Below are 15,333 nucleotides of genomic sequence, written 5' to 3'. Positions count from 1 at the left end.
GGATAAACCGTGCGTCGCTGGGATCAACTCACAAAGCTGGAAACGTGAGGGACCGCGGCGTAAAAACTGCAAAATGCACCTTGAAGGAGCGTGTCATGTTCAAAGGCTCGATGCCAGCCCTCGTCACCCCGTTCAACAACGGCGAGTTGGACCTGAAGACGCTCAAACATCTGGTGGACTGGCAGATATCCGAAGGCTCGACCGGGCTGGTGCCTGTGGGAACAACCGGTGAAAGCCCGACGCTCAGCCACGAAGAGCATGAAACGGTGATCGAAGAGGTTGTTAAAACCGCTGCGGGCCGCGTTCCTGTCATTGCCGGTGCCGGGTCGAACAACACGGTCGAAGCTGTCCGCTTCGTTCAGTTCGCGGAAAAAGTCGGAGCGGATGCGGCACTGGTCGTCACGCCGTATTACAACAAACCAACTCAGCGTGGCCTGATCGCGCATTTCGAGGCGCTGCATGCGGCCGCGGATATCCCGATCATCATCTACAACATTCCGGGCCGTTCAGTCATTGATATGACGCCTGCCACAATGGGTGAACTGGCCAAGCTTCCCCGTATCGTCGGGGTCAAGGATGCAACGGGCGACCTGGCCCGTGTCAGCCAGCAGCGCGCTGCCTGTGGCGCAGATTTCTGCCAACTGTCCGGCGAAGACGCCACGGCCCTTGGGTTCAATGCCCATGGCGGTGTTGGCTGCATCTCGGTGACTGCAAACGTGGCACCCAGGCTCTGCGCCGAGTTCCAGCAGGCCACGCTGGCCGGAGATTATGCAAAGGCGTTGGAGTATCAGGACAAACTGATGCCGCTGCATGAGGCGATCTTTATCGAGCCGGGCCTTGTCGGTGCCAAATATGCACTCAGCAAACTGGGCCTTTGCAGCACCGAAGTCCGCTCACCCCTGACCGAGCTGGAAGCCAGCACCAAGGAAGCCATCGAGGCCGCAATGGCCCATGCTGGCCTGATCTGACCGGTATTTCAGAATATGACGAAGGGCGGCCTCTGACTTTGAGCGCCGCCCTTTCTTTTCCATGTTTCCAGACTTCATCTGGCTAAAAATATCCCGGGGGAGTCGCGGCTTGCCGCGGCGGGGGCAGCGCCCCCTCTACCGTTTGCCGTAGTACAACCCCACGACATGTTCCGCCTGCGCAAAGAACAGCCAGCGCGACGTTGCAACGCCCGCCAGATGCGAGGCCACGGCCAGCAGGGCGAAGACGTGATTGAACGGCAGCAACAACAGCAGAACCGGCAACACGAATGCCAGAACGAACGAGATCAGCCGCAGTTTCTCGGCGTGTTTGCGTCCGACCACGTGAACGAATTCTCGCAGCAGATAATTGGTGCCGGTATGGGGCGGCTCAAAGGCGCGGATGGAACCGCGTGTGCCAAGCCCGGTGGCTGTTCCCAGATCCGTTCCCGATGATGCAAACGCCTGATCTCCCTTGCGCCAGTACAGTATCTGCACCAGCGCCGCGATCAGCAGCAGCGGCAGAGCTGCGTTTGTCTGACCTGCCAGCAATGCACCACCGGCCAGGCTGAAGCTGAGAAACATGGCAGGTGTCAGGTTCATGTTCCAGCGTGGGATGGTCTTGAGCTGCGTGTAGATCATCGAGGTCGTGAACACTGTGGCCAGCGACAACCCTGCGCCGATCCAGCCCAGAAAACCCCAGCGCTGGTCCAGAAACACCACGCCAATCGCATAGAGCCCCATGATGACCAGCGCGAGTACGGCACACCAACCTTCACGGCTGAGCCAGCTGGTTTTCCATTGAGTGAACGCCTTCAAGGCCCGTTCCGGATGGCCCAGGTGGAAGGTCGAAGCCAAAAGCCCGCCGACGGCCAGACCATAGGCAATGGCGAAGAACACAAAAGCCACCCAACCCGAGACAGCCGGAAACCCCAGGCCAAGAAAGAACAGCAGTCCAAATCCCAGACCGGACAGGGTGGTGAACAGAATGACGGAGGGTGCGGGATGCATCAGAGTTTCTCCAACGTCTTGTCGAGCCAGCCGAGGAACCCTTTGGGCTCGTCAGCGATGGGGACCAGCAGGGGGGCCAGTATGTCGATCTGGTCTTCCACGGTGTCCTTGGGGCGCGGGGGCAGGTATTTATTGACGGGTTTGGTGCCCATTTCCGGCATCAGGTCCATGCCACCCCGTTCTGCAACCAGCTGGCTGACATCGCTGTCGGGATCGCCCAGATCACCAAAGTGCCTTGCGCCCGCAGGGCAGGTGCGAACACAGGAGGGGATACGGTCGGCCTCGGGGAGGTTTTCATTGTAGATGCGGTCCACGCAAAGTGTGCATTTCTTCATCACGCCTTCGGCCACATCCAGTTCCCGCGCACCGTAGGGGCAGGACCAGGCGCACAGGCCGCATCCGATACAATCGCTTTCATTGACCAGGACGATGCCATCCTCGACCCGCTTGTAGCTGGCGCCGGTGGGGCAAACGGTAACACAGGGCGCGTCTTCGCAATGCAGGCAGGATTTCGGGAAGTGGATCAGCTGGGCATGCCCGTCGGCAGGTTGCACTTCGTAGGAATGCACGCGGTTGAGAAAGGTGCCCGAAGGGTTTGCACCATAGGCGTCCTGATCCGAAAGAGGGGCACCGTAATTTTCCGTGTTCCAGCCTTTGCAGGAAATAACGCAGGCGTGGCAGCCGACACAGGTGTCCAGGTCGATGACCAGGCCCATCTTGCGGTCAGTGGAGTTTGGTAGCTGGGTCATGTCAGTGAACCTCTTCTGTGGAGGGCAGGTGAGGGGGCCAGCCCCCTCTTGAGCCTGCGGCTCAATTCACCCCCGGGATATTTTTGGCCAGATGAAGTGCAGATCCGGGTCATTTGCCCACCTTCCAAACCAGGTTCTCAGGGCCGGTTCCGACAGGCGATTTGATCGGGTCGAAATTCGGCTGGCTTTGCGCATCGGCAGGTGCGTCGGCTTTTTCGATTTTGACCTTCAGGTCGAACCATGCCGCCTGACCAGTGATCGGGTCCGAATTGGCCCAGCGCATTCCATCATCTTTGGACGGCAGCAATTCGTGAATCAGGTGATTGAGCAGGAAACCTTTGGTCGCTTCTGGCGCGTCGTCCTGCAAGGCCCAGGCGCCCTTGCGTTTGCCGATGGCGTTCCATGTCCAGACCGTGTTGTCATTCAGCGCGGCCATCTCCATCACCGGCACGGTGATCTCACCGTGGGGGGAGCTGACTTTTGCCCAGTCGCCGTCTTGCAGGTTGTGTTCTCGCATCAGTTTGGTCGGGACGTACAGCGGGTTTTGCCCGTGCAACTGGCGCAGCCACGCGTTCTGTGTGCCCCAACTGTGATACATGGCCATTGGGCGCTGGGTCAGGGCGTTGACGGTGAAGCCTTCATTGCCCTGCTGGTCGGTTTCGTACCAGATCGGCAGCGGATCCATGGTGTCCTTGATGCGCTGGCGCAGGTGCTCGGGCGGCTGGCGGTCACCGTGACCTTCGGCAGCCAGCTGGAACCGGCGCATCGGTTCGGAATAGAGCTGGAACAGATAGGGCTGAGGGCTGTCATAGATGCCCATCCCGACGGCCCAATCCTGATAGGCGGTGTTCCACGGTTTGTAGTAATCCGCGCCTTCCGGGATATGCGCCACATAAAATCCGCCGTTTTCGATATACCGATTCAGCTGATCCGGATTGACCTCTCCGCGGCCTTCCTTGTCGCCGTCTGGACCCCGGAAACCGGCCAGCGGGCCGATGCCAGGGCGTCGTTCGTGGTTTACGATGTAATCCGCGTAGTCTTTCCACTTTGGGCTGCCGTCTTCATTCGTGAAACCCGGCAGGCTCATGCGGTTGGCCAGCTCGATCAGAACCGACTGGAAACCACGCACGTCTCGGTCGGGTTCGACCACCGGCCAGCGAATGGCGTCTGCCGCGGCGTCGGCCTCGCAGATCGGGCGATCCAGCAGCGAGATACAGTCGTGCCGCTCGAGATAGGTGGTGTCGGGCAGGATCAGGTCGGCATAAGCCACCATTTCCGAAGAATAGGCGTCGGAGTAAATGATGCGCGGGATGACGTAATTGCCGTCATCGGTCTTGGCCGTCAGCATCTCCATCACACCTTTGGTGTTCATGGAGGAATTCCACGACATGTTCGCCATGTACATGAACAGGGTGTCGATCTTGTAGGGATCACCAGCCGCTGCGTTCGAAATCACCATGTGCATCAACCCGTGAACGGACATCGGGTTTTCCCAGGTGAATGCCTTGTCGATGCGTTGCGGCGTGCCGCAGTCGTCCAGCAGCAGGTCTTCGGGACCACGTGGAAAGCCCAGATGCGGGCCGTTCAGCGGACGTCCCGGACGCCTGTCGCCATGAGGTGTCGGGTGCGCTTCGACCGGTTTGGGATAGGGTGGCTTGAAGCGGAAACCGCCCGGTACCTCGACTGTTCCCAGCATGATCTGCAGCACATGCAGAGCGCGGCAGGTCTGGAATCCGTTGGCATGGGCTGATACGCCCCGCATGGAATGGAAGCTGACGGGTCGACCAATCATCTTCGAGTGCTTTTCACCCCGAAAATCAACCCATTCCTGATTCAGTTCGATCGCTTCGTCAAAAGCGACCCTGGCGATTTCAGCGGCAATGGCCCGGATACGTTTGGCGGGGATGCCGCAGCGATCGGCCACCGCCTCGGGCGCGTGTTCGTCGCTGAGGTATTTTTCGGCCATCAGGTGGAAAACGGGGCGGTGCGTCACACCGTCCTTGTCATAGGTCGCCGACAGGTCCGGGCGCACGCCGGGCTTGTCGAATGCGGTTGGCTCGCCCGTCTTGCGATCAATAACCAGCGGCTTGCCGTCCTCGTCGCGCAGGAACAGGCCCTTTTCCGCACCCTCGCTTGCGTTCACCAGAACCGGCGCATTGGTATAGCGGCTCAGGTAATCCAGATCGATCTTGCCGGCTTTCATCAGAACGTGGATCAGCGACAAAATGAACAGCCCGTCTGTTCCGGGTGTGATGCCGACCCAGTCATCGGCAACAGCGTTATAGCCCGACCGGATCGGATTCACCCCGATCACCCGTGCGCCGCGCGCCTTGATCTTACCGATCCCCATTTTTATCGGGTTGCTGTCATGATCCTCGGCGACGCCGAACAGCATGAACAGTTTGGTGTGATCCCAGTCGGGTTGTCCAAACTCCCAAAACGCGCCGCCCATCGTGTAAATGCCACCGGCCGCCATATTGACCGAGCAGAAGCCGCCGTGGGCTGCGTAGTTCGGAGTACCGAAATTCTGGGCCCAGTAACTGGTGAAGCTCTGGCTCTGGTCGCGGCCAGTGAAGAAAGCCAGCTTCTGCGGTGCGGTTTCATGCAGTTCGTTCAGCCAGCCCACAGCAGTGCTGAGCGCCTCGTCCCACTCAATCTCGCGAAATTCACCCGAGCCACGTGGGCCGACACGCTTCAGCGGTTTGCGCAGGCGAGAGGGGGCGTTGACCTGCATGATCCCGGCAGAGCCCTTGGCGCACAAAACCCCCTTGTTGACCGGATGGTCCCGGTTTCCTTCGATATAGGCAACCTTGCCATCTTTCATGTGAACGTTGATGCCGCAGCGGCAGGCGCACATATAACAGGTGGTTTTGCGGACCTCGTCCGAAACTTTCGGAGACGTTTCAAGGATCGGCTGCTGATGGGTCATTGGCGGGTCCTGTCGGTTGTGTCGGGAGGACTTTGTCACTTTCCTTCCGATTTGAGAACATCGTTCTGGAAACGACGTGAGTTCTGAGTTTTATTCCCTGATAGCTTGCAGTGCCGTCACGGCGATCATCTGGGTCACATCTTCGGCGCTGCATCCGCGGGAAAGATCATTGGCGGGTCGGGCCAGCCCCTGCAAAACCGGGCCGATCGCGGTGTAACCCCCCAGTCGTTGCGTGATCTTGTAGCCGATATTGCCCGCGTCGAGATTGGGAAAGATCATCACGTTGGCCTGACCAGCGACCGAAGATCCGGGCGATTTGCGATCCCCGACCGAGGGCACGAAGGCCGCGTCGAACTGAAGCTCGCCGTCGACCTCGAGATCCGGGGAACTTTGGCGCAGTGTTTCAGTGGCCTCGATCACCTTATCTACGTCGGGATGCTTTGCGCTGCCCTTGGTTGAAAAGCTGAGCATGGCGATCTTGGGGTCAACCCGCAGCAGTGCCCGCGCCGATCTGGCCGAGGCGACGGCAATTTTGCTCAACTCGTCAGCGCTGGGATCGATGACCAGGCCGCAGTCCGAATAGAGCATCGCCCGCGCTCCGGGCTGAGCGTTTTCCGGCGGGTACATCAGGAAAAAGGATGATACCATTCCGGCATCAGGGGCCATGCCGATCACCTGAATTGCCGCGCGTACAATGTCTCCGGTCGTGTGAACGGCACCACCTACGGTTCCAGTGGCCCGCCCGCTGCGTACCAGCATAGCGGCATAGACTGGCGGTGTTTCAACGGCGGCTCGGGCCTTGGCCGGATCGACGCCCTTGTGTTGGCGCAGTTCAAAATAGGTTTGGGCAAATTCCTCGGTCAGGTCCGAGATTGCCGGGTCGTGAACCATGACGCCGTCAGAGCGAGCGGCATTCTGGTTCTTGAGGGCGGCTTCGACCTCGGCTTGTGGACCGACCAGAATGACATCGGCCAGTCCGGCCTGGTGGGCGGCCAGCGCCCCCGCAACGACGCGGGGATCACTGCCTTCGCATAAAGAAATCACAGGGCGCGAGGCCGGGGCGCACTGACGCAACAGCTCAATGGGTGTCATTGTCATACGCTCTGGCCTCGTCCTTTGATCACGCTTCCTGAGCTTTCATGTCGTCGGCCGAGATTCCTGCGACGGCGACGGGTTTTTTCATTGCGTCGCGGCGGAAAGGTTCGCCGAGCTCCTGGTTGATCAGGGCCTCGATCAGCGTGGTGATGCCGTTCTTCTGATCCTCGATCGCCTGGTTCAGGGCTGCGGTCAGCTCGTCCTGGGTGCGGGCCACGACGCCCTTCAGACCACAGGCCTGCGCGATACCGGCGTAAGACACTTTGGTGTCCAGTTCGGTGCCGACGAAATTGTCATCGAACCACAGGGTCGAGTTGCGCTTTTCCGCGCCCCACTGATAGTTGCGGAAGACGATCTGGGTCACGGCGGGCCATTCCTCGCGGCCGATCGCGGTCAGCTCGTTCACCGCGATGCCGAAGGCGCCGTCACCGGCAAAGCCCACGACCGGCACGTCCGGGCAGCCGATCTTGGCGCCGACGATGGCCGGCAGGCCATAGCCACAAGGGCCGAACAGGCCCGGCGCCAGGTATTTGCGCCCCGCCTCGAAGGACGGATAGGCGTTGCCGATGGCGCAGTTGTTGCCGATATCCGAGCTGATGATCGCCTCTTTCGGCAGCGCCGCCTGAATGGCGCGCCACGCCATGCGGGGGCTCATCCAGTCGGGCTTGGCCGCGCGGGCGCGCTGGTTCCAGGTGGTGCCCGGATCATCATCCTCGTGGTCCATGCTGCTCAGCTGCTGGGCCCAGCGGGACTTCTTCTCGGCGATCTTCGCCTTGCGCGCGTCGCGGCCCTCGTCGCCCGCGGTATCGCTCAGCTGGTTCAGGATGCCGGTCGCCACCTTGGCCGCGTCACCCACGATGCCCACACTGACCTTCTTGGTCAGGCCGATCCGGTCGGGGTTGATGTCGACCTGGATGATCTTGGCCTCGGCCGGCCAGTATTCCATGCCATAGCCCGGCAGGGTCGAGAACGGGTTCAGACGGGTGCCGAGGCACAGAACAACATCGGCCTCGCTGATCAGTTCCATCCCGGCTTTCGAGCCGTTGTAGCCCAGCGGGCCGGCAAACAGAGGGTGGCTGCCGGGGAAGGCGTCGTTGTGCTGATAACCCACGCAGACCGGCGCATCCAGACGCTCGGCCAGCGCCTTCGAGGCCTCGATCCCGCCCTTGGACAGAACCACGCCCGCACCGTTCAGGATCACCGGGTTCTTGGCGGTCGACAGCAGCTCGGCCGCCTGCGCCACGGCGGATTCGCCGCCCGCAGGGCGTTCGAAATCGACGATGGCGGGCAGATCAACATCAACCACCTGGGTCCACATGTCACGCGGGATGTTGATCTGGGCCGGGGCGCTGGCGCGCTTGGCTTTCATGATCACGCGGTTCAGAACCTCGGTGACGCGGGTCGGGTCGCGGACCTCTTCCTGATAGGCGACCATGTCCTCGAACAGCTTCATCTGCTCAACTTCCTGGAAACCGCCCTGACCGATGGTCTTGTTCGCCGCCTGCGGCGTGACCAGCAGCAGCGGCGTGTGGTTCCAATAGGCAGTTTTTACGGCGGTCACGAAATTGGTGATGCCGGGGCCGTTCTGCGCGATCATCATCGACATCTTGCCGGTCGCGCGGGTGTAGCCATCCGCCATCATCCCGGCGCTGCCTTCATGCGCACAGTCCCAGAACATGATCCCGGCCTTCGGGAACAAGTCCGAGATCGGCATCATCGCAGATCCAATGATCCCGAACGCATGCTCAATCCCGTGCATCTGCAAAACCTTAACAAACGCCTCTTCCGTCGTCATCTTCATCTGAGTGCTCTCCAACCAAGAGTGAGTGAAACCGGGCACTGTGCCCGGCGTTTGATATGGTTTTGGCGCAAGGGTGCGACCTGCGTTAGGGCCAAAACGAAAGCCGGATTAGGTCCAGATGAGGCTCACACGGCCCGAATTGCGTCGGCGATCAGTTTCACGCCGGGCGCGATGCGGTCTGTTGGAATGGAGGAATAGCCCAAGCGATAGAAATTCTGTGGCCTGTCGGGCCCCGAGAAGAACGGTGCGCCCGGCTCAATGTGAACACTCTGGTTTTGCAGCCTTAATGCCAGTTGAGTTGTGTCAATGTGCTCAGGGGCTGACATCCACATTGAAGAGCCGCCAATCACACCCCGTCCAGCCACGGTCAGCCCACTTTCCGCGATGGCTTCGTCCATCGCGTCGCGCCGTTCTTGCAAGGCTTTCGACATACGCCGAATTTGCGCGTCGTAATGGCCCAACGACAGGAAATACGCCGCCGTGCGCTGAATGTGGCCTGGCGGGTGGCGCAGAACCAAGGAGCGCAGCGCGCGCGCCTCGCGGATAAAGGGCTCTGAGCCGACCATGTATCCAAGTCGCAATCCTGGAAACAGCGACTTGGAAAAACTGCCGACATAAATCACGCGCCCATCCCGATCCATGGATTTCAGCGCCGGCGAAGGTGCGCCTCGGAAGGCCATTTCAAACTCATAGTCATCCTCGACGACCATCGCATCCAGATCGCGTGCTCGGTCGAGCAATTGGTTGCGGCGGTCGATCGGCATGGTCGCGGTTGTCGGGCTTTGATGGCTGGGGGTGGTAAAGATGACGTCCGCTTCGTCGGGAATCGCCTCGGGAGGCAGCCCGTCCCGGTCCACGCTCAAGGGCGTAACCGCGCAATCCCAATGGTTCAGAAGGCTTCGCAGGGCATAGTAACATGGGTCTTCTATGACGGCCGTGCGATTGTGGGTCAGCAAAATGCGCGATGCCAGCCAGAGCGCATTCTGCGCGCCCAGAGTGATCAAGATCTCTTCGGGACGGGCCGCGATGCCACGGCGAGGTAGAGTGTGACGGGCAATAAATTCGATCAACAACGGATCATCCTGATCCACGTAATCTCCGGTCAGCGAATCGAAATCCTTGTGTCCCAACGCGCGGACGGCGCATAACCTCCAGTTGGCGTGGTCAAACAAGGTTCGGTCAGCCTGCCCGTAGATGAACGGATAACGGTACTCTCGCCAGTCGCTGGGTTTTGGCAGAACGTCACTGTCCAGAAAGCGGCGCGCCAGCGCCTTGTCCCAGTCAACGGATTCGGTGCCGCGCTGGACAGGCGAATACTTGGGGGGGACAGGTGCGTTTTGCGAAACGTAATACCCGGACCGCCCCTTGGCCGTCAGGTAGTCATTGGCCAAAAGTTCGGTGTAGGCCAACGTCACCGTTATTCGGCTGACACCCAGATGCGCGGCCAGTTTGCGTGACGAAGGGAGTTTTTCTCCGACGTGAAAGCGACCGGACAAGATGCCTTCGGCAATCATCTGTTGGATCTGGGCCTGCAATGTGCCCTGACCATTGAGCTCAAGAAAGAATGTATCGACCGAAATCCCCATGCCTGCTTATAGGGTGGACTTAAGGTCGGGGCAATCTGGACTTACATCGCAGTCACGAAATTTTGTCGGCGGGGTTGACCGGCGAGTTCCTTCGGACTAAATAACTAGAAATCTAGGTTAATGGAGATAGTGGATGTGGGAAGCTGCTGCGGCCGGATTTTCTGCCATGGGCTCTGAAGCTCGGCTGAAAGTCCTCAAGAAGCTGGTCCGGGCTGGCAAAGCCGGATTGACCGTTGGCGAGATACAGGACCGGACAGGGATTGCCCCGTCGACCCTGGCCCATCACCTGCGGTTTCTTGCAGCCGGTGGTGTGGTCGAACAGGAAAAGGTCGGTCGAACCACGATCAACCGCGCCAATTACGACGAATTGAGAAATCTGGCGCAATTCATTCTCAGCGAGTGCTGCGCTGACGAAGTTGGAGAGGCTGCGAACGATGGCTGAATTGACACAGAACCCGCGCATGACTGCCAAAGTGGCGCTGGACCTGATCAAGACACCCTGGACGCTGATCGTCGTCATTCTGGCGGCGGTGGCAATCCTGGATCCCGGAAACTTGCCCGAGGTGGTGACATTTGCAGCCAAGGCTCTGGCGCATACAGGGCAATATATTCTGTTTGCAGTGCTTCTGCTGTCTTACCTCAAGTCGACCGGCGCAGAGGTGATGGTGGCGCGTGCCTTTGAGGGGCGCGAAACCCGGATGATCTTTCTGGCTGCCTTGTTCGGTGGTCTTGCACCGTTCTGTTCTTGCGAGGTTATCCCCTTTATTGCGGGTCTTCTGGCCCTTGGTGCGCCGTTGTCCGCAGTCATGGCGTTCTGGCTCAGCTCACCTTTGATCGATCCGCCGACGCTTTTGATTACCGCCGGTGCGCTGGGATGGCCCTTTGCCATCGGCAAGGCTGTTGCGGCGGTTGCGCTTGGCCTGTTCGGCGGGTTCGCGGTTCGGTTGCTGATGCGCAACGGCGCGTTTGCCCAGCCCTTGCGCGAATACAAGCCCGCCGGGTGCTGCGGATGTGGTCCGAAAACGGATGACAAACCGGTCTGGAAATTCTGGCAGGAGCCCGAGCGTCGCGCCCGGTTCCGTTCGGAATTCGTGCACAACGGTCTGTTCCTGTTGAAATGGCTTGCGCTGGCTTATGTCCTCGAGGCGCTTTTGGTCAACTATGTCCCCGCCGACCTGATCGCAGGCTTGGTTGGCGGAGAAGGCGTGCTGCCGATTGTCGTTGCTGCGCTGGTGGGTATGCCGGCATACCTGAACTCCTACGTGGCGCCGCCTTTGCTGGCAGGGTTGATGGAGCAAGGTATGACAGCGGGTGCGGCCATGTCGTTCATGGTTGCCGGTGCTGTCAGTTCCATCCCGGCGATGGCTGCAGTTTGGTCATTGGTCAAACCACGTGTCTTTGCAACCTATCTGACCTTGGGGGTCGGTGGCGCAATCGTGGCTGGTATCATCTTTCAATTGGTATGAACGCAAAAACCGCCCGGTGTCACATCGGGCGGCTTTTCTCCGTTCGGTTCCGTCGATCAACTGCGGTCGCAGAGACGCGGCAATTTGAACCGGTATCGGGCTTCTCCGCTTTCGACGTAAACGCGTTTTTCGACACAGGCCGTTGTACCCACTGTCTGCGAAATCTGCGCATCTGTGGACGTAATCGATGTGGCGGACCCATCCGGTAAGCGGACCGACGCCACGACGCCGTTCTTCAGATCTCCGTTCACCGGAGTTGCAGACAGAACCGGGACGATCAGAAACGCCTCATGCTCGTGTTCGCCTTCATCCCCCAGCAGAAACAATGTCGTGACGATGGCAATCATGACAACGCCGCCGGCCAGACCAAGCCCCCACGTTTTCAGAAAGGCATAAATCGTGACGGCGCGGTGCGGGCCAAATACCGCAGATAGAACGTTCAGCATGGCAAGTCCGTGAAAAAAGCCCCAGCCGTCATGGCCGAGGCTGTTTGCGCGTTACGGACGAAGATCGTCTTCGTCTTCGTCATCCGCCCCACCCTTGGGCAGGTTGAAAAAGCTGTCTGCGTCGATGATCGGCTCGTCTTCTTTCTCTTCCGACGGCTCGTCGGACAGCGAGAAGGTTTCCAGACCTTCAATTGCGGTCGGGATTTTCGGCGCTGCGTCCATTTCCAGCGACTGCTCGGTCGAGACCAGCTTGCGACGTTCGTCATCGCTCATCACGCCGCCTTCAGCTGCTTTCTTGGCCGCCGCTTTCTGCACGGCGGTGTCCAGTTCAGACTGTTTGCACAGACCCAGAGCAACAGGATCAATCGGCTGCATGTTGGTGATGTTCCAGTGCGTGCGTTCGCGGATCGACTGGATGGTGGGTTTGGTGGTGCCGACCAGCTTGGCAATCTGGCCGTCGCTGAGTTCCGGGTGGAACTTGACCAGCCACAGGATCGAGTTCGGACGGTCCTGGCGTTTCGAAAGCGGCGTGTAGCGCGGGCCACGGCGCTTTTCCTCGCCGGCGGCCGATGGGTTGAACTTGAGCTTCAGCTTGTGAAGCGGGTTGTTCTGTGCCGCGTCGATTTCTTCCTGGGTCAGCTGGTTGTTGGCGATCGGGTCAAAGCCCTTGACGCCGGCGGCGACGTCACCATCAGCGATACCCTGCACTTCCAACTCGTGCATTCCTACGAAATCCGCGATCTGCTTGAAGCTGATCGTGGTGTTGTCCACCAGCCATACGGCGGTTGCCTTGGCCATAAGCGGTTTTGCCATCAGCCCGTCTCCTATACATACATCTGTCCCGTCGCCGGAATTCGGCGGCCCCTTGGTTTTGGGGCAGGTTTCCGTTGTCGGGGAACTTGGCCCGTATATAGTCGCGCAAAGGCAAGAAGGGAAGAGGCGAATGCGCCAAGGGATTACGGGGCTGGTTTTGTGGGTGTTGAGCGCGGTCGCTGCGCTGGCCGAGGGCGAAAAGGCGGGCGAGTTCGATTACTACGTGCTGTCGCTCAGCTGGTCGCCCAACTGGTGCGCCCGCGAAGGTGACGCGCGCGGCTCGGATCAATGTGACGATCGGCATGATCACGGCTGGATACTGCACGGGTTATGGCCACAGTTCCATCAGGGCTGGCCGTCCTACTGCCGTACCCCCGAAAGCCCACCTTCGCGACGCATGACGCGGGAAATGGAGGATATTCAGGGCAGCTCCGGCCTTGCGTGGCATCAATGGAAGAAACACGGCACATGCTCGGGATTGTCGGCATCCGACTACTTTGCCTTGTCCCGGCGGGCTTATGAAGCGGTCAAGCGCCCTGAGGTGCTCCGCAAGCTGGATTCATCCGTCAGACTGCCGGCTTCGGTGGTCGAGGAGGCATTCCTGAAGGCCAACCCGGAGTTGGAGCGCGACATGATCACGATCACCTGCAAACAGGGCTATATCGAAGAAGTCCGCCTGTGCCTGTCCCGCGGTCTTGATCCCGTACCCTGTGGCCGCGACGTGATCCGCGACTGCACCGCCAAGGACGCCCTGTTCGATCCGATTCGTTAAAGCTTTTTGTTCTGGCAGTCCCGCGCATAGTCCAGCGCCTTGGCGGTGCCTTTCAGATCGATGGCCATCACCACTTCACCTGCCGGATTGTAGACGGTCATCGTTTTGTTCTGAGCGATGGCGTTCACAAAGCTCCGGTCGGTGAAAAACACGGTTGCGCCCGGCACGTCGCGTTCGTTGAACCCGATGGCCGTCGCATCATAGCTTTTGCCGTCCAGATCAAAGCGGATCGGATAACTCACACCCTGTTTAATGTCGCCCCATGCCTTGTTGTACACGGCGAAATACCCACGATTGCCCAACGCATCATAGCCCAGCCGCACCACCGAGAGATCCTGATACACCGTCTGGATCAGGCACCCGTTGCCAAGCGCTGGGTCCATCATGATGTTCCAACCTTCGACAAAGCCCTTGTCGATGAGGTCTTGGGCTAGGGCGGAGGTGGCTGTCAAAGCGGCGAAAGTAAGGGCGAGAAGGCGGGTCATAGCACATCCACAAATCAGACAATCTATTCATGTCATTGTAAAGTGTTGTAGAAGTTAGACAATCTATTAATTTCCCGCGGGCCGTGTCAGGTCTCCTCGCCGTTGGAACAAATCTCAAGTCTCAGGTTAACAATTGCCTGGTTTGGAACGTCTTCTGAATTCAGCGATCCTCCGACAGCTAACCATTCGGAGTATTCAGGGTTAATGCAATCAACGTATAGAACGCCGAAAAAATCGCCATACTTACCGTCACCGCGAACATAGACGTGCCTGTGTGTTTGTTCATCATACTTTTTGTCTTCTGGAATTGCGCTCCACCATTGTTTGTATGGCGGCGGTAAATCGTGCGTGTCTTCGTATAAGTAGAGAGTTTCAGCGGCCAAGGGCGAGGCGAAAGCACCAACAATTGCATAAAACGCTAAGTGTTTCATCGTGTTTGATAATCCGTGGAATTAACAGAAAGAAACTCATCCAATAACAGTACAGCTGTCAAGCTAGTTACCGCGATATTTGAGCATGCATCGTGCGCTGCGCTGGCGCCGCCTAGCGCAAAGGCCTCGCAAAAAATGAACCGGGAATTAGAGCTACAGTTCCTTCCGCGCCCGCAGCGCGGCCGTGATCGTCCCGTCGTCCAGATAATCCAGTTCTCCGCCAATCGGCACACCCTGCGCCAGTGAGGTCAGGCGCACCTGCCCCTCCAACTGATCGGCGATGTAATGGGCTGTGGTCTGGCCATCGACGGTGGCGTTCAGCGCCAGGATGACTTCGGAAATCCCTTCGGCCACAATCCGGTCCTTGAGGCGGGGAATGCGCAACTCGTCGGGGCCGACCCCGTCCAACGCCGACAGCGTGCCACCCAGAACGTGATAGCGCCCTTTGAACACTCCGGCACGCTCCATCGCCCAGAGGTCGGCGACGTCTTCGACCACGCACAGCTCGCCGGTTGCGCGGGCCTCATCGTTGCAGATGTCACAGATATCGGTGGTGCCCACGTTGCCGCAATTCAGGCATTCGCGGGCCGTGATCGCGACCTGCTGCATGGCATCAGACAGGGGCGTCAGCAGCAAGGCACGTTTGCGGATCAGGTGCAGCACAGCGCGGCGGGCTGAGCGTGGGCCGAGGCCCGGCAGTTTGGCCATCAGGTCGATCAGGTTGTCGATGTCGCTGTTCGAACTCATGGCCAATCCTGCTTTGCGCCGGAGGGAGCCTCCGGCG

At 59.4% G+C, this 15,333-nt stretch carries 15 protein-coding genes; 4 read left to right on the top strand and 11 right to left on the bottom strand.

All coding sequences use genetic code 11. The features are described 5' to 3' along the window. Nucleotides 1-95 precede the first annotated feature (95 nt). Nucleotides 96-968: a 4-hydroxy-tetrahydrodipicolinate synthase gene (gene dapA, locus GOW09_RS17860; protein ID WP_171119879.1), complete on the top strand. Its 873-nt coding sequence runs from the start codon at nt 96-98 to the stop codon at nt 966-968. A gap of 135 nt (nt 969-1,103) precedes the next feature. Here dapA and GOW09_RS17855 read toward each other — a convergent pair whose 3' ends face one another. The 6 genes from GOW09_RS17855 to GOW09_RS17830 form a co-directional block, all read right to left on the bottom strand. Then, a complete protein-coding gene (locus GOW09_RS17855) occupies nt 1,104-1,976 on the bottom strand; it encodes a DmsC/YnfH family molybdoenzyme membrane anchor subunit (RefSeq protein WP_171119878.1) in 873 nt (290 codons plus the stop codon). Next, complete coding sequence (locus tag GOW09_RS17850; protein ID WP_171119877.1) at nt 1,976-2,725, bottom strand: 4Fe-4S dicluster domain-containing protein; 750 nt, start codon at nt 2,723-2,725, stop codon at nt 1,976-1,978. Before GOW09_RS17850 ends, GOW09_RS17855 begins: the two co-directional genes overlap by 1 nt. Before the next feature lie 109 nt (nt 2,726-2,834). Then, on the bottom strand, nt 2,835-5,654 hold the full coding sequence (locus GOW09_RS17845) for a molybdopterin oxidoreductase family protein (RefSeq protein ID WP_171119876.1): 2,820 nt from the start codon (nt 5,652-5,654) through the stop codon (nt 2,835-2,837). A gap of 90 nt (nt 5,655-5,744) precedes the next feature. Then, entirely contained in the window at nt 5,745-6,752 is a 1,008-nt protein-coding gene (gene pta / locus GOW09_RS17840; protein ID WP_171119875.1) for a phosphate acetyltransferase, read from the bottom strand. A gap of 22 nt (nt 6,753-6,774) precedes the next feature. Then, nucleotides 6,775-8,550 carry a sulfoacetaldehyde acetyltransferase gene (gene xsc, locus GOW09_RS17835; protein ID WP_171119874.1) on the bottom strand — a complete coding sequence of 592 codons (1,776 nt, stop codon included), beginning with the start codon at nt 8,548-8,550 and terminating at the stop codon, nt 6,775-6,777. A 125-nt stretch (nt 8,551-8,675) separates the two neighbouring features. Beyond that, a complete protein-coding gene (locus GOW09_RS17830; protein WP_171119873.1) occupies nt 8,676-10,136 on the bottom strand; it encodes a PLP-dependent aminotransferase family protein in 1,461 nt (486 codons plus the stop codon). Nucleotides 10,137-10,269: 133 nt separating this feature from the next. On the opposite strand from GOW09_RS17830, the gene GOW09_RS17825 reads away from it, so the two are divergent. Continuing rightward, nucleotides 10,270-10,578, top strand: coding sequence for a helix-turn-helix transcriptional regulator (locus GOW09_RS17825; RefSeq protein ID WP_171119872.1), 309 nt, complete (start codon nt 10,270-10,272; stop codon nt 10,576-10,578). After that, nucleotides 10,571-11,602 (top strand): permease, encoded by a 1,032-nt coding sequence (locus GOW09_RS17820; protein WP_171119871.1) that lies wholly within the window; start codon nt 10,571-10,573, stop codon nt 11,600-11,602. Before GOW09_RS17825 ends, GOW09_RS17820 begins: the two co-directional genes overlap by 8 nt. 56 nt (nt 11,603-11,658) lie before the next feature. Here the strand turns inward: GOW09_RS17820 and GOW09_RS17815 are convergent, their stop codons facing one another. Both GOW09_RS17815 and GOW09_RS17810 read right to left on the bottom strand, forming a co-directional pair. After that, nucleotides 11,659-12,048 carry a hypothetical protein gene (locus GOW09_RS17815; protein ID WP_171119870.1) on the bottom strand — a complete coding sequence of 130 codons (390 nt, stop codon included), beginning with the start codon at nt 12,046-12,048 and terminating at the stop codon, nt 11,659-11,661. 51 nt (nt 12,049-12,099) lie between these two features. Further along, nucleotides 12,100-12,861, bottom strand: a complete 762-nt coding sequence (locus GOW09_RS17810; RefSeq protein ID WP_171119869.1) for a DUF1013 domain-containing protein — start codon at nt 12,859-12,861, stop codon at nt 12,100-12,102. Between the two features lie 130 nt (nt 12,862-12,991). On the opposite strand from GOW09_RS17810, the gene GOW09_RS17805 reads away from it, so the two are divergent. Continuing rightward, nucleotides 12,992-13,633, top strand: a complete 642-nt coding sequence (locus tag GOW09_RS17805; protein ID WP_171119868.1) for a ribonuclease T2 — start codon at nt 12,992-12,994, stop codon at nt 13,631-13,633. Here GOW09_RS17805 and GOW09_RS17800 read toward each other — a convergent pair. The 3 genes from GOW09_RS17800 to recR all read right to left on the bottom strand — a co-directional run bounded on the left by GOW09_RS17800 (nt 13,630) and on the right by recR (nt 15,296). Beyond that, nucleotides 13,630-14,118, bottom strand: coding sequence for a hypothetical protein (locus GOW09_RS17800; protein ID WP_171119867.1), 489 nt, complete (start codon nt 14,116-14,118; stop codon nt 13,630-13,632). The genes GOW09_RS17805 and GOW09_RS17800 overlap by 4 nt on opposite strands. Nucleotides 14,119-14,204: 86 nt before the next feature. Beyond that, the gene (locus GOW09_RS17795) at nt 14,205-14,549 is read right to left on the bottom strand and encodes a hypothetical protein (RefSeq protein WP_171119866.1); all 345 of its coding nucleotides are present in this window, start codon (nt 14,547-14,549) and stop codon (nt 14,205-14,207) included. A 153-nt stretch (nt 14,550-14,702) separates the two neighbouring features. Then, a complete protein-coding gene (gene recR / locus GOW09_RS17790; protein ID WP_171119865.1) occupies nt 14,703-15,296 on the bottom strand; it encodes a recombination mediator RecR in 594 nt (197 codons plus the stop codon). Nucleotides 15,297-15,333: the final 37 nt, after the last annotated feature.

The sequence above is a fragment of the Ruegeria sp. HKCCA5463 genome, from assembly GCF_013034175.1.
In the GTDB taxonomy this organism is placed as follows: Bacteria; Pseudomonadota; Alphaproteobacteria; order Rhodobacterales; family Rhodobacteraceae; genus Ruegeria.
This window is presented reverse-complemented; position numbering and strand designations above follow the sequence as displayed.